At 54.1% G+C, this 13,730-nt stretch carries 13 protein-coding genes and 6 tRNA genes; 7 read left to right on the top strand and 12 right to left on the bottom strand.

What is annotated here, in order from left to right; translation table 11 throughout:
* From ptsI to cysZ, 4 genes are all read right to left on the bottom strand, one after another.
* The coding region (gene ptsI, locus ACWYRJ_RS18500) for a phosphoenolpyruvate-protein phosphotransferase PtsI (protein ID WP_455508397.1) at window positions 1–1,689 on the bottom strand (1,689 nt) is incomplete at its 3' end.
* A gap of 44 nt (window positions 1,690–1,733) precedes the next feature.
* A complete protein-coding gene (gene ptsH, locus ACWYRJ_RS18495) occupies window positions 1,734–1,991 on the bottom strand; it encodes a phosphocarrier protein Hpr (protein WP_000487600.1) in 258 nt (85 codons plus the stop codon).
* A 317-nt stretch (window positions 1,992–2,308) separates the two neighbouring features.
* A complete protein-coding gene (gene cysK / locus ACWYRJ_RS18490; RefSeq protein WP_014884739.1) occupies window positions 2,309–3,280 on the bottom strand; it encodes a cysteine synthase A in 972 nt (323 codons plus the stop codon).
* 163 nt (window positions 3,281–3,443) lie between these two features.
* Window positions 3,444–4,205: a sulfate transporter CysZ gene (cysZ, locus tag ACWYRJ_RS18485; RefSeq protein ID WP_111965203.1), complete on the bottom strand. Its 762-nt coding sequence runs from the start codon at window positions 4,203–4,205 to the stop codon at window positions 3,444–3,446.
* A 230-nt stretch (window positions 4,206–4,435) separates the two neighbouring features.
* Between cysZ and zipA the strand changes: the two genes are divergently transcribed.
* The 3 genes from zipA to ACWYRJ_RS18470 all read left to right on the top strand — a co-directional run bounded on the left by zipA (window position 4,436) and on the right by ACWYRJ_RS18470 (window position 7,706).
* Window positions 4,436–5,404, top strand: coding sequence for a cell division protein ZipA (gene zipA, locus ACWYRJ_RS18480; protein WP_455508396.1), 969 nt, complete (start codon window positions 4,436–4,438; stop codon window positions 5,402–5,404).
* 69 nt (window positions 5,405–5,473) lie between these two features.
* Window positions 5,474–7,489 (top strand): NAD-dependent DNA ligase LigA, encoded by a 2,016-nt coding sequence (gene ligA, locus ACWYRJ_RS18475; RefSeq protein WP_149366414.1) that lies wholly within the window; start codon window positions 5,474–5,476, stop codon window positions 7,487–7,489.
* A gap of 1 nt (window position 7,490) precedes the next feature.
* Window positions 7,491–7,706 (top strand): DUF3820 family protein, encoded by a 216-nt coding sequence (locus ACWYRJ_RS18470; RefSeq protein ID WP_003861328.1) that lies wholly within the window; start codon window positions 7,491–7,493, stop codon window positions 7,704–7,706.
* 1 nt (window position 7,707) lies between these two features.
* On the opposite strand, the gene ACWYRJ_RS18465 is transcribed toward ACWYRJ_RS18470, so the two are convergent.
* Entirely contained in the window at window positions 7,708–8,703 is a 996-nt protein-coding gene (locus ACWYRJ_RS18465; protein WP_111965206.1) for a bile acid:sodium symporter family protein, read from the bottom strand.
* An 89-nt stretch (window positions 8,704–8,792) separates the two neighbouring features.
* Here ACWYRJ_RS18465 and ACWYRJ_RS18460 point away from each other — a divergent pair, with 89 nt between their 5' ends.
* The gene (locus ACWYRJ_RS18460; RefSeq protein WP_111965207.1) at window positions 8,793–9,734 is read left to right on the top strand and encodes a LysR family transcriptional regulator; all 942 of its coding nucleotides are present in this window, start codon (window positions 8,793–8,795) and stop codon (window positions 9,732–9,734) included.
* Here ACWYRJ_RS18460 and ACWYRJ_RS18455 read toward each other — a convergent pair.
* The 5 genes from ACWYRJ_RS18455 to ACWYRJ_RS18435 form a co-directional block, all read right to left on the bottom strand.
* Window positions 9,725–10,063: a FlxA-like family protein gene (locus ACWYRJ_RS18455; protein WP_111965208.1), complete on the bottom strand. Its 339-nt coding sequence runs from the start codon at window positions 10,061–10,063 to the stop codon at window positions 9,725–9,727. The genes ACWYRJ_RS18460 and ACWYRJ_RS18455 overlap by 10 nt on opposite strands.
* Before the next feature lie 179 nt (window positions 10,064–10,242).
* Window positions 10,243–10,318 (bottom strand) — tRNA-Lys (locus ACWYRJ_RS18450).
* A gap of 4 nt (window positions 10,319–10,322) precedes the next feature.
* Window positions 10,323–10,398 (bottom strand) — tRNA-Val (locus tag ACWYRJ_RS18445).
* Window positions 10,399–10,427: 29 nt separating this feature from the next.
* Window positions 10,428–10,503 (bottom strand) — tRNA-Val (locus ACWYRJ_RS18440).
* Between the two features lie 41 nt (window positions 10,504–10,544).
* Window positions 10,545–10,620, bottom strand: a tRNA-Val gene (locus ACWYRJ_RS18435).
* A 258-nt stretch (window positions 10,621–10,878) separates the two neighbouring features.
* On the opposite strand from ACWYRJ_RS18435, the gene gltX reads away from it, so the two are divergent.
* Entirely contained in the window at window positions 10,879–12,294 is a 1,416-nt protein-coding gene (gene gltX / locus ACWYRJ_RS18430) for a glutamate--tRNA ligase (protein WP_249576176.1), read from the top strand.
* Window positions 12,295–12,338: 44 nt separating this feature from the next.
* On the opposite strand, the gene ACWYRJ_RS18425 is transcribed toward gltX, so the two are convergent.
* Window positions 12,339–12,731 carry a YfeC-like transcriptional regulator gene (locus tag ACWYRJ_RS18425; protein ID WP_455508395.1) on the bottom strand — a complete coding sequence of 131 codons (393 nt, stop codon included), beginning with the start codon at window positions 12,729–12,731 and terminating at the stop codon, window positions 12,339–12,341.
* A gap of 1 nt (window position 12,732) precedes the next feature.
* Complete coding sequence (locus tag ACWYRJ_RS18420) at window positions 12,733–13,095, bottom strand: YfeC-like transcriptional regulator (protein WP_115875947.1); 363 nt, start codon at window positions 13,093–13,095, stop codon at window positions 12,733–12,735.
* Between the two features lie 217 nt (window positions 13,096–13,312).
* Between ACWYRJ_RS18420 and ACWYRJ_RS18415 the strand changes: the two genes are divergently transcribed.
* Both ACWYRJ_RS18415 and ACWYRJ_RS18410 read left to right on the top strand, forming a co-directional pair.
* Window positions 13,313–13,388: transfer RNA gene (locus ACWYRJ_RS18415), tRNA-Ala, on the top strand.
* Window positions 13,389–13,429: 41 nt separating this feature from the next.
* Window positions 13,430–13,505, top strand: a tRNA-Ala gene (locus tag ACWYRJ_RS18410).
* Window positions 13,506–13,730 lie beyond the last annotated feature (225 nt).

Here is a 13,730-nt window from a genome sequence, read left to right as displayed (position 1 = left end):
CGTCATTAACTCGTCCGTTGTCGGTTGAGCAAGAGCCTGCTCTGCTAACACCTTCGCATCTTCGAAGTTCGTGTTACGGATAATCTTCTTAATGCGCGGGATGGAAATGGCGCTCATAGAGAATTCGTCCAGACCCATACCCAGCAACAGAAGTGTAGCACGTTCGTCGCCTGCAAGCTCACCACACATGCCAGTCCATTTACCTTCTGCATGAGAAGCATCAATAACTTGCTTGATCAAGTTCAGTACGGACGGTGACATTGGCTGGTAGAGATGTGAAATCATATCATTACCACGGTCAACTGCCAGGGTGTACTGCGTTAAATCATTGGTGCCGATACTAAAGAAATCAACTTCTTTGGCTAAATGACGCGCAATAGTCGCCGCCGCAGGTGTTTCCACCATTACGCCGATCTCGATTGACTCGTCAAACGCTTTACCTTCGTCGCGCAGTTCCTGCTTGTAAATTTCGATCTCTTTCTTCAGTGCACGCACTTCTTCAACAGAGATGATCATCGGGAACATGATGCGCAGTTTACCGAAAGCAGAGGCACGCAGGATCGCGCGAACCTGGTCACGCAGGATCTCTTTACGATCCATCGCGATACGAATCGCACGCCAGCCCAGGAACGGGTTCTCTTCTTTCGGGAAGTTCATGTACGGCAGCTCTTTGTCGCCACCAATGTCCATAGTACGGACGATAACCGCCTGAGAGCCACACGCTTCAGCTACGGCTTTATAAGCAGCAAACTGCTCTTCTTCCGTTGGCAGCGCGTCGCGGTCCATGAACAGGAATTCTGTACGATAGAGACCTACGCCTTCCGCACCGTTGCGCTCAGCGCCATCAACGTCGCGAACGGTACCGATGTTTGCGCATACTTCTACCTGATGGCCGTCAAGGGTGATGGCTGGCAGGTCTTTCAGCTTAGCGAGTTCCGCTTTTTCAGTCGCAACCTGCTCCTGAACCGCGCGCAGTTTATCGATCTCTTCATTAGTTGGGTTGACGTAAACCAGATTGTTTACGGCATCCAGAATCAGATAGTCGCCGTTTTTCACCTGAGAGGTGACGCTACCGGTACCCACGATGGCAGGCAGTTCCAGAGAGCGCGCCATGATAGAGGTGTGGGAGGTACGGCCACCCGCGTCGGTGATGAAACCGAGGACCTTTTTCAGGTTCAGCTGTGCGGTTTCAGACGGGGTGAGGTCCGCGGCAACCAGGATCACTTCATCCTGAATTGCGCTCAGGTCGATAATGGCCAGACCCAGGATGTTGCGCAGCAGGCGCTTACCGATGTCACGTACGTCAGCCGCACGCTCTTTCAGATATTCATCATCCAGTTCTTCCAGGGCAGTTGCCTGACCTTCGATAACTTCATGCGCAGCCGCGTCGGCCGTCATGCCCTTATCTTTAATCAGGGCTATGATTTCCTGCTCCAGCTCCTCATCTTCGAGCAGCATGATGTGCCCTTCGAAGATGGCTTCTTTTTCTTCACCGAAAGTTTCGCCAGCTTTAGTTTTGATTGCTTCCAGTTGCGCAGATGCCTTGGCACGACCGCTCAGAAAACGTTCAACTTCCTGATCAACCTTGTCGGCAGAAATTTTTTTCCGGTCGATGACGATCTCGTCTTCTTTCAGCAGCAGTGCTTTGCCGAAAGCGATACCCGGGGATGCTAAAATGCCTGAAATCATAACCCTACCTTACTTGTGACTGATATTTAAAAGAACCCGGAAACTTACTCGAGCTCAGCCATCAGTTTTACCAGATGCTCAACTGCTTTCTGCTCGTCTTCACCTTCCGCAGAAATGGTGACTACGGTGCCCTGAGTCAGGCCCAGAGTCTGCAGTTTGAACAGGCTTTTGGCGCTGGCGCTTTTGCCGTTGGAAGTCACAGTGATTTCAGAAGTGAAGCCTTTCGCTTCTTTAACAAACTGAGCAGCAGGGCGGGTGTGCAGACCGTTCGGAGCGGTAATGGTAACTTCTTGCTGGAACATTGTATTTCCCCAACTTATAGGTTTAGTGTTGTGGAACTAAAGTCTAGCCTGGCGACTGAACTTTAGCCTGTATTGTTAGCGCTGACGTTTCGATCGTCATTAAACATTATGCAGCGAAAGCAAGACTTGAACCAAATCATAAAATCGATTCAGCAAGGCTATTTCATTCACCGATTAATTTCACGCATCAAAATAATTGCTGGTTTAAATACCAGACCCAACGGGGTGAAGCAATGCCAGGAGGGGTAAAAGTTTGAAGCAGGCCACAAAAAAGCACCTGAAAAGGTGCTTTTTTACGCGTTATTAACATGCTGGCACTACTGTTGCAGCTCTTTTTCGGTAAACAGATCGGCAAACAGTGCGGTGCTCAAGTAACGCTCACCCGAGGACGGAAGGATAACCACAATATTCTTATTGGTAAAGGCTTCGTCTTCCTGCAGCTTGAGCGCTGCCGCAACGGCCGCACCGGAAGAGATACCCGCCAGAATGCCTTCTTCATCCATCAGGCGACGCGCGGTAGAGATGGCCTCTTCGTTAGTGATGGTGACCACTTTATCGATCAGCTTCAGATCCAGGTTGCCCGGAATGAAGCCTGCGCCAATACCCTGGATTTTATGCGGGCCTGGTTTGAGCTCTTCACCGGCCAGGGCCTGGGTGATAACCGGTGAGTCAGTCGGCTCAACGGCAACGGTGATCAGGTCTTTTTTACCCTTTGTGCCTTTAATATAGCGTGACACGCCGGTCAGCGTACCGCCGGTACCCACACCGGAGATAAAGACGTCAACCTGGCCGTCGGTATCTTCCCAGATTTCCGGACCGGTGGTCTTCTCGTGAATTTCCGGGTTTGCCGGGTTGCTGAACTGCTGCAGCAGCAGATATTTCGCCGGATCGCTGGCCACAATCTCTTCGGCTTTCTGAATGGCGCCCTTCATGCCCTTCGCGCCTTCGGTCAGAACCAGGTTCGCGCCCAGCGCTTTAAGCAGCTTACGACGCTCGATGCTCATCGTTTCTGGCATAGTCAGCGTCAGCTTGTAGCCGCGCGCGGCAGCAACATAGGCCAGAGCAATACCGGTGTTACCGCTGGTCGGTTCCACCAGCTCAACGCCAGGCTTCAGCACGCCACGTTTTTCAGCATCCCAAATCATGTTTGCACCGATACGGCATTTAACGCTGAAGCTCGGGTTACGTGATTCGACCTTCGCCAGGATGCGTCCATTACCGATACGGTTCAGTCGAACCAGGGGCGTATGACCGATAGTCAGCGAGTTGTCTTCATAAATCTTACTCATGGCCTGTCCTTAACTGTATGAAATTGGGATACCGACCCAGCATACCTGTTGAGCAGGTAGGGGGAAGTAAGGAATTCGCATATCTATATACTGCAAGGAAATAATGGGGATCAGTATGGAATAAGGGGCGGCATAAGCCACCCCTGCTTTACACATTTTTGCATTATTTCCATAACGCGTGCTTAGCACGGTAGCAGTCGACCCACATCGCCGTCGCGCCGCAAACGGCGACGGGCATGATGAACAGATTCAGGAAGGGAATCATGGTGAACAGGCTGGTCAGTGCGCCAAACTGCATATTGGCGACCTTCTGGCTGCGCAGGGCGGTGCGCATCTCTTTAAACGGTACCTTGTGGTTATCGAAAGGATAGTCGCAGTACTGAATGGCCAGCATCCAGGCGCTGAACAGGAACCACAGCACCGGTGCCACGGTCTGGCCAATGCCTGGCACAAAATAGAGGATAAGCAGCACGAGCGCGCGGGGCAGGTACCAGGCAAACTTCTGCCATTCGCGCTTCATAATGCGAGGGAGGTCTTTCATGATCCCCCATATCCCTGTGTCCGGCGGCGTCGCACCGGTAAGCCGCGCTTCCAGCTGTTCCGCCAGCAGACCGTTAAACGGTGCGGCTATCCAGTTTGCAATTGTCGAGAAGAAGTAGCCAAACACCAGCAGCACGGAGATCACCGCCACCGGCCAGAGCAGGTAGTTAAGCCACTGCAGCCAGTCCGGCACGTAACTCATCAGCGACGGGATCCAGCTCTCCAGTTTTGTAAACAGCCACCAGAACGCGCCGCCCATAAGAATAATGTTGATCAACAGCGGCAGAATGACGAAGCGTCGAATCCCCGGCAGGGAGACCAGTTTCCAGCCCTGAGAAAAATACCAGACGCCGCTGCGCGGGGGGGAAGAAGATGTTGAAACCATAGCCAGGCTGTACTCCTTTTTACACAACCAGTGGGATTGCCCGCCTATATTATCCACTTACTGAGCAATGACCAGTTCGGAAATGTTCGAAAAACCAGCAAAAAGCACGATTTCCTTCATCTTTATGCTGTGAATGCTCTGCACACACTTGCACTTGACGTAAACGGCAAATACTCTTAGTGAGTAAATGTTTGCCGTGGTGGCAAGGTGTTAGAACAACAGAGAATATAATGATGCAGGATTTGCGTCTGATATTAATCATTGTTGGCGCGATCGCCATAATCGCTTTACTGGTACATGGTTTCTGGACCAGCCGTAAAGAGCGTTCCTCGATGTTTCGCGATCGCCCACTGAAGCGCATGAAGTCCAGTCGTGACGACGATGACAGTGAAGATGACATCGACGGCAGCGATGACGACGGCGTGGGTGAAGTTCGTGTTCATCGGGTCAATACTGCGCCCGGCGCAGGCCATGGGGAGCATGAAGCGCCTCGTCCTTCGCAGCACCAGTATCAACCGCCGTATGCTTCTGCACAGCCGCGCCAGCCAGCGCCGCAGCCTGTGGAAGAGCCGGTGCGCCAGCCGCCGCAACAGCCTGTCTATCAGCAGCCTGCTGCGCCACAGCCGGTTCAACATCAACCGGTTCAGCAGCCCGTGCAGCAACAACCTGCTCAGCCGGTACAACAACCGCAGCAGCCTGCGCCTCAGCCTGCTCCGGCCCCGCACGTTGAGCCTGAGGCCGTTGTAGAGCCAGAGCCGGTTGTTGAAAAACCGCAGCGTAAAGAAGCGGTGATCATCATGAACGTGGCCGCGCATCACGGTAGCCATCTCAATGGCGATGTGCTGCTTAACAGTATTCAACAGGCAGGCTTCAAGTTTGGCGATATGAATATTTTCCATCGCCACCTGAGCCCTGACGGTAGCGGTCCGACGCTGTTCAGCCTGGCCAACATGGTTAACCCTGGCACCTTCGATCCGGAAATGACCGGTGATTTCGTGACCCCGGGCGTCACTATCTTTATGCAGGTGCCGTCCTACGGTGATGAACTGCAAAACTTTAAGCTGATGCTGCAGTCCGCTCAGCACATCGCTGACGAAGTCGGTGGCGTGGTGCTCGACGATCAGCGTCGAATGATGACCCCGCAGAAATTGCGCGAGTATCAGGACCGCATCCGCGAAGTTAAGGAAGCTAACGCGTAATCGCCGCGTTGACTTCAACTCCTCCTCAACCCCCGCATGTCGGGGGTTTTTTCTCATTGATGGTGCGATATGGACTCAATCGAACAACAACTCACTGAACTGCGAACCACGCTTCGCCATCATGAATACCTCTATCATGTTATGGACGCGCCGGAAGTACCGGATGCGGAGTATGACCGCCTGATGCGCGAGCTGCGCGAACTAGAGGCGCAGCATCCTGAACTCATCACGCCGGATTCCCCCACCCAGCGCGTCGGCGCTGAGCCGCTGGGCGCTTTCAGCCAGGTGCGTCATGAAGTGCCGATGCTGTCGCTGGATAACGTCTTCGATGAAGAGAGCTTCCTCGCGTTTAACAAGCGCGTGCAGGATCGCCTGAAAAGCAGCGACTCTCTCACCTGGTGCTGCGAGCTCAAGCTGGATGGCCTGGCGGTCAGTCTTCTCTATGAAAACGGCGTGCTGGTGCGTGCCGCGACGCGTGGCGACGGCACGACGGGCGAAGACATCACCACCAACGTGCGTACCATCCGCGCGATCCCTCTGAGGCTGCAGGGTGACAACATTCCTGCGCGTCTGGAAGTGCGCGGCGAAGTGTTCCTGCCGCAGGCTGGCTTCGAGAAAATTAACGAAGAGGCTCGTCGCACCGGCGGGAAAGTGTTTGCTAACCCGCGTAATGCGGCGGCGGGCTCGCTGCGCCAGCTTGACCCACGTATTACCGCGAAGCGACCGCTTACTTTCTTCTGCTACGGTGTGGGTATTCTTGAGGGCGGCGAGCTGCCGGATACGCACCTCGGACGCCTGCTGCAGTTTAAAGCGTGGGGCCTGCCGGTAAGCAATCGCGTCCAGCTCTGCGACTCGCCGGAAGCGGTACTGGCGTTCTACCACAAGGTGGAAGAGGACCGTCCGACGCTCGGTTTTGATATTGATGGCGTCGTCATCAAGGTGAATTCACTGGCGCTGCAGGAGCAGCTGGGCTTTGTGGCGCGCGCGCCGCGCTGGGCGGTGGCGTTTAAGTTCCCTGCCCAGGAGCAGATGACCTTCGTTCGCGACGTGGAGTTCCAGGTCGGTCGAACGGGGGCTATTACACCGGTCGCCCGTCTGGAACCAGTGCAGGTGGCGGGCGTGCTGGTGAGTAACGCCACGCTGCACAACGCCGATGAAATCGAACGCCTGGGCCTGCGCATTGGTGACAAAGTGGTGATTCGCCGCGCAGGGGACGTGATCCCGCAAGTGGTTAACGTTGTGGAGTCAGAACGTCCTGATGATACGCGCGAGGTTGTCTTCCCAACCCATTGCCCGGTGTGTGGTTCGGACGTTGAGCGTGTGGAAGGTGAAGCGGTGGCTCGCTGTACGGGTGGCTTAATCTGTGGCGCGCAGCGTAAAGAGTCACTGAAGCACTTCGTTTCCCGTCGCGCAATGGACGTTGACGGCATGGGCGACAAGATTATCGATCAGCTGGTTGAGAAAGAGTACGTCCACACGCCAGCGGACCTCTTCAGGTTGACCGCTGGTAAACTGACCGGTCTGGACCGCATGGGACCAAAGTCTGCCCAGAACGTGGTTAACGCGCTGGAAGCCGCAAAAGAGACGACTTTCGCCCGTTTCCTCTACGCGCTGGGCATTCGTGAAGTGGGTGAAGCAACCGCAGCAGGTCTGGCAGCATACTTTGGTACGCTGGAGGCGCTGGAAAAAGCGAGCATCGAGGAGCTGCAGAAAGTCCCGGACGTAGGTATTGTCGTCGCCACGCACGTCTTTAACTTCTTCGCCGAAGAGAGCAACCGTAACGTCATCGGCGAACTGCTGGAAGAGGGCATTAAATGGCCCGCGCCGGTGGTGGTTAACGCTGAAGAGATCGACAGCCCGTTCGCCGGTAAAACGGTGGTGCTGACCGGCAGCCTGAGCCAGCTTTCACGCGACGATGCCAAAGCACGTCTGGTGGCGCTGGGGGCAAAAGTTGCGGGCAGCGTGTCGAAGAAAACCGACCTGGTGATCGCCGGTGAAGCGGCGGGTTCGAAGCTGGCGAAAGCCCAGGAGCTCGGCATTGCGGTTATCGACGAAGCGGAAATGATGCGTCTGTTAGGAGAGTAACGTGGAGAAAGAGCAGCTCGTTGAGATCGCCAATACGGAGATGCCGTTTGGTAAATACAAGGGCCGCAGGCTGATTGATTTGCCGGAGGAGTATCTGCTGTGGTTTGCCCGTAAGGATGAATTTCCGGCAGGGCGACTGGGCGAGCTGATGGCTATCACGTTATTGATCAAAACCGAGGGGCTGACCCAGCTGGTGCAGCCCCTGAAACGTCCTTAACTTAAGCCTTCGCGGCGCGGGTCTCTTCCTGCGCCAGCTTTTCGGTCTGGCGCTTGTAGCGACGCGCCAGCACCGCGCAGACCATCAGTTGGATCTGGTGGAAAATCATCAGCGGCAGCACCATCATCCCAATCACCGAGGTCGGGAACAGAATGTTGGCCATCGGGATGCCGTTCGCCAGGCTCTTTTTCGAACCGCAGAACACAATCGTGATTTCATCCGCTTTGTTGAAGCCGCACTTGCGTGCCACAAAGACGTTTACCGCAATCACAATCGCCAGCAGGACGATGCTGACCACCACGATAAACAGCAGCGAGCCTGCCCCCACCTTGTGCCAGATCCCGTTCACGACCGCTTCGCTAAAGGCGGAGTAAACCACCAGCAGAATCGAGGTCTGGTCGGTTTTTGAAATCCATTTTTTATGCTTCGCCACAAACGCGCCGGTCCACGGTCGGGAGAGATGGCCCAGGACAAACGGCAGCAGCAGCTGCAGACAGATTTTGCCCACCTGCTCAAGGTTACCTTCCGCACCGTGCATGTTCATCAGCAGGCCTACCAGCAGCGGGGAGACGAAAATCCCCAGCAGGCTGGATGCCGATGCCGAGCAGACCGCGGCCGCCACGTTCCCTCCCGCGAGAGAGGTAAAGGCAATGGCGGACTGCACCGTGGCCGGAAGAATACAGAGATACAGGAAACCGGTGTAAAGCGCCGGGTCGACGTTAACCGGCGCCCACCAGGCAAACAGCACCCCGAGGATCGGGAACAGAATGAACGTGCTGCACATCACCCACAGGTGTAGTCGCCAGTGGCTACCGCCCGCGATAATGGCTTCGCGGGAGAGCTTTGCGCCGTGCATAAAGAACAGTAGCGCGATGGCGGCCGTCGTCAGCCCTTCAAAAAACGGGACGAAACCGCCGCGAGCGGGGAAGAAAGAGGCCAGTAAAACGGTAACTACCAGGGTGAGCGTAAACGGATCAACAATACGAAATAGTTTCATAATGACTCCTGAAAACAGATGTCGCTATTGTGCTTTTTTCCATTTGAGAAATAAAATTGATTTATTGCATCCATTCATGAATTAAACAGATGAATTATTCACTACGTCAGCTTCGTGTTTTTGTCACCGTGGCGCAGGCTCGTAGCTTTAGCCGGGCAGGAGAGATGATTGGCCTGAGCCAGTCGGCGGTTAGCCACAGCGTGAAAGAGCTGGAAAATCAGACTGGCGTCCGGTTGCTTGACCGCACCACGCGCGAAGTGGTGCTGACCGAAGCCGGGCAGCAGCTGGCTCTGCGCCTTGAACGGTTGCTGGATGAGCTCAACAGCACGCTCAGAGACGTGGGGAGGCTGGGCCAGCAGCTTTCGGGTACCGTGCGGGTCGCGGCCAGCCAGACGATATCCGCACACCTTATACCTCAGTGTATTGCCGAGGGAAGCCATCGCTACCCGGACATTGATTTTGTGCTGCATGACAGGCCGCAACAGTGGGTGCTGGAGAGCATCCGCCAGGGGGATGTCGATTTTGGTATTGTTATCGATCCCGGTCAGGCAAGCGATCTGGCGTGCGAAAGCGTACTTTCTGAGCCTTTTTTGCTGCTCTGCCGTGACGACGATCCGCTGGCCTCGTTGCCGGAGGTCAGCTGGCAGTCCCTGCAGGGCGCGAATCTGGTATTACAGGATTATGCCTCGGGCAGCCGTCCGTTGATTGATTCCGCGCTGATGAATCAGGGCGTAAAGGCAACAATCGTGCAGGAGATTGGTCACCCGGCGACGCTGTTTCCCATGGTGGAAGCCGGCATTGGCATCAGCGTATTGCCCGCCCTGGCGCTCCCCCTGCCGCAGGGAAGCAGACTGGCCGTCAGGCGATTAACGCCCGTTGTCGAGCGAAAGCTGATGCTGGTGCGGCGAAAAAATCGTTCACTCTCGGGGGCGGCGCAGGCTATCTGGGAAGTGGTGCGTATCCAGGCACAACGATTAACCGAAGCCCGCATACGCGACCCACTGTTTAACGCATCAGAAGATCAGATGTAGATATCAATCTGATTATTGTCTGACGGGCTATTCACGCCTTCCACTTTGCCCAGTTTTTGTTCCTGCTTCTTCTGGGCCTCTTCGGCCTGCTGGCGCTGCAGCGCCGCGAGCTGAGCCTGCAGCACTTTGAGCTGGGTCTGAATAAGTTCCTGCTGCTTTTTCTTCTCGTCGGTGCTGATGGGGCTGTTCGACAGCTCTTTTAACTGCTGGGTCAGTTTTTTGATCTTGTCGAGAATGCGGGTGATTTGCGCAGAGATATCGTTACTGCTCGAAGTTCCACTCGCGCCGCTGGTTTGAATCTGTTGGGTTGAAGCCTGAATGGTCGTCATACTTTTTCCTCGCGTTATAAAACAGAGGTATCGGCACCAATGGGATTAGCTTGAGCAAAACTGCCATATCTGGCAGGGAGTTGCATCGATACACAATCAGTATTGATTGCGACGTTGAAGGCAGGGAAGTAGACAAACTGCGGATAGCAAAAAAGCGCCTTTAGGGCGCTTTTTTACATTGGTGGGTCGTGCAGGATTCGAACCTGCGACCAATTGATTAAAAGTCAACTGCTCTACCAACTGAGCTAACGACCCGAAATGGTGGGCGATGACGGGCTCGAACCGCCGACCCCCTCCGTGTAAAGGAGATGCTCTACCAACTGAGCTAATCGCCCATTTCGGAACTGCTGCGATAAGGTGAGAATGGTGGGCGATGACGGGCTCGAACCGCCGACCCCCTCCGTGTAAAGGAGATGCTCTACCAACTGAGCTAATCGCCCAATCTCAATTCTTATCTACACTGCGGGTCTACCGAAGTAGATGGTGGGTGATGACGGGCTCGAACCGCCGACCCCCTCCGTGTAAAGGAGATGCTCTACCAACTGAGCTAATCACCCCCGCTGTGTGGAGTCGCATTATAGGGAGAGTTGAAAATGAGTCAACGCATTTTCTAAAGTTTTTATTCGTTCGTCGTAAAATTAAACAAAACGATCGCGAAACGGGCTGTGGCGCATGATTTCTAAACAAAAATCGCAAACTCGGTCACGATAAAGGGATCAACATTGAGGAATCCCCCCACAGTGATAGAATATTGCCCATCGTTTTTTCCCCAGGATTTGCCGATTGCCGGCATCTTTATAACGTAAGGCCATTTCATGAAAATCAAAACTCGCTTCGCGCCGAGCCCGACAGGCTATCTGCACGTCGGTGGTGCACGTACCGCTCTCTATTCCTGGCTTTTCGCACGCCACAACAAAGGTGAGTTCGTGCTGCGTATTGAAGACACCGATCTTGAGCGCTCCACGCCAGAAGCAATTGAAGCCATTATGGATGGGATGAACTGGCTGAATCTGGAATGGGATGAAGGTCCATATTTCCAGACCAAACGCTTTGACCGCTATAACGCGGTCATTGATGAAATGCTGGTCGCGGGCACGGCGTATAAGTGCTATTGCTCCAAAGAGCGTCTGGATGCGCTGCGCGAAGAGCAGATGGCGAATGGTGAAAAGCCGCGTTATGACGGCCGCTGCCGCCATGACCACAGCGAGCATGCTGCTGATGAGCCTTGCGTTGTGCGTTTTGCTAACCCGCAAGAGGGGTCTGTGATCTTTGACGACCAGATCCGTGGCCCGATCGAATTCAGCAACCAGGAGCTGGACGATCTGATTATCCGCCGCACCGATGGTTCCCCAACCTACAACTTCTGCGTGGTGGTTGACGACTGGGATATGGAAATAACTCACGTTGTCCGTGGTGAAGACCACATCAACAACACGCCACGTCAGATCAACATCCTGAAGGCGCTGAATGCCCCTGTGCCTGTTTATGCGCACGTCTCCATGATCAACGGCGACGACGGGAAAAAGCTGTCTAAACGTCACGGCGCGGTCAGCGTAATGCAGTATCGCGACGACGGTTATCTGCCTGAAGCGCTGCTGAACTATCTGGTGCGTCTGGGCTGGGCTCACGGTGACCAGGAGATCTTCAGCCGTGAAGAGATGATCGAACTGTTCTCTCTGAGCTCTGTCAGCAAATCAGCGAGCGCGTTTAATACCGACAAGCTCCAGTGGCTGAACCATCACTACATCAATACCATGCAGCCAGAATATGTGGCAACGTACCTGCAGTGGCACATTGAGCAGGCAAATATTGATACCCGCACTGGCCCTGAGCTGGCGGATCTGGTGAAACTGCTCGGCGAGCGCTGCAAAACTCTGAAAGAGATTGCTGAAAGCTGCCGCTACTTCTATGAAGAGTTTGCTGAGTTCGACGCGGACGCCGCGAAGAAACACCTCCGTCCGGTTGCGCGTCAGCCGCTGGAAGTGGTGCGTGACAAGCTGGCTGCGCTCACCGAATGGACCGCTGAGAATGTGCATCACGCCATTCAGGCGACGGCGGACGAGCTGGAAATCGGCATGGGTAAAGTCGGTATGCCACTGCGCGTTGCGGTGACCGGTGCGGGTCAGTCTCCGGCGCTAGACGTAACGGTTCATGCCATCGGCAAATCACGCAGCGTGGCGCGCATTAACAAGGCGCTGGACTTTATCGCTGAACGAGAAAATCAGCAGTAATAGCGTCTCAGATAAAACAAACGGCAGGGGAACCTGCCGTTTTTTTATGCTTCTTCTTCTGCAATCCCCAGACGCTTGAGAAATCCGTGTATGCCTTCGCGCTTCAATAACGCATCCAGACGCTTCTGCTCCGGCTTAGTCATACTCTCCAGCGTCTCAATAATGCCCGGATACAGGTTTGAAGAGGGGGTATTGTAGGAAGACGTGGCCTCCGCGAGATGGTAAACCTCATGAGTGGTACGAATTGCCGGGAGGCTCATAATATGTTCCTTCACCCGCGCATCGACATGAATGAGCCGCGCGCGACCGCCTTTCACGCCGTTGAGTCCTTCGGTTTTCCATCCCTGCTGGCGTATCCAACGATTAACCGTTTGCCTGGCGACGCCCAAACTCTTCGCCAGCTCTTCCGTGGTCATTTTGCTCCGTAATCTTTTCATATCAGTCCCGATCGCGAATCCCTAAACGTTGCAACAATCCGGTGATCCCTTCCCGCAGTAATAGCGATGTCATCTGCTTCTGCTCTTCCGGCGTCATTTCATTGGCTAGCGTCAGGAGCAGGGTGTGAAGTGAACTATCATGACTGACGCCTTCTGGCAGTTCGGATGTTTCGCTTGCCCGACGTGCACTGCGGATAAATTCACGGACTTTTTCGTTCACATGCACCAGACGCGCTTTCCCGCCCTGGACGCCTGGTTTAGGTGACGTAATCCAACCCTCTTTGCGTACCCATTTATTGATGGTCTGTCGGCTATAGCCAGTGAGGAGGGCTAACTCTTCTGGCGTCATTCGTTCCTTGATCATGCAATTTCCTGAATATCAGTGGGGTTAATTAGCGGCTCATTTTATAGCACCGTTTAACGTGAAAACGTGACAGGCTTAACTCCTGACTGCGAGCAGGCTCGCAAAGTGATTCATTTGCATGATTTTTCGGCGATTGAATAGCTGGAATTGATTTTGCCGTTGACACTCCGCAGCGGAATTCATATTATGCCGCCCGTCAACATGACAGCTTTACGATGGGGCTATAGCTCAGCTGGGAGAGCGCTTGCATGGCATGCAAGAGGTCAGCGGTTCGATCCCGCTTAGCTCCACCAAACTCTGAACCCAACAGAGTGCGGTCAGTAAAGTCATATGTGGGGCTATAGCTCAGCTGGGAGAGCGCTTGCATGGCATGCAAGAGGTCAGCGGTTCGATCCCGCTTAGCTCCACCAAAATTGTAAACCCTCGTCGAATGACGGGGGTTTTTTTTATCTGTTTGTAACGCCCTTTACCGCATTTTGTTATCAAAAAGAAGGTATTTCTGTACCTCGCCTCAATCGTAATCAATAAACCGGTCTATAAATAGACTTGAACTTGATTCGCGCAATTAATAAACCTATTATCCATCCGGTCAATGATTCTCCTGGAAAATAACGTCCCTGATTTATGAATAAAAA

This window comes from Enterobacter sp. (assembly GCF_977039595.1).
The sequence above is the reverse complement of the archived record's forward strand: the minus strand, read 5'-3'. Positions and strand labels throughout refer to the sequence as shown.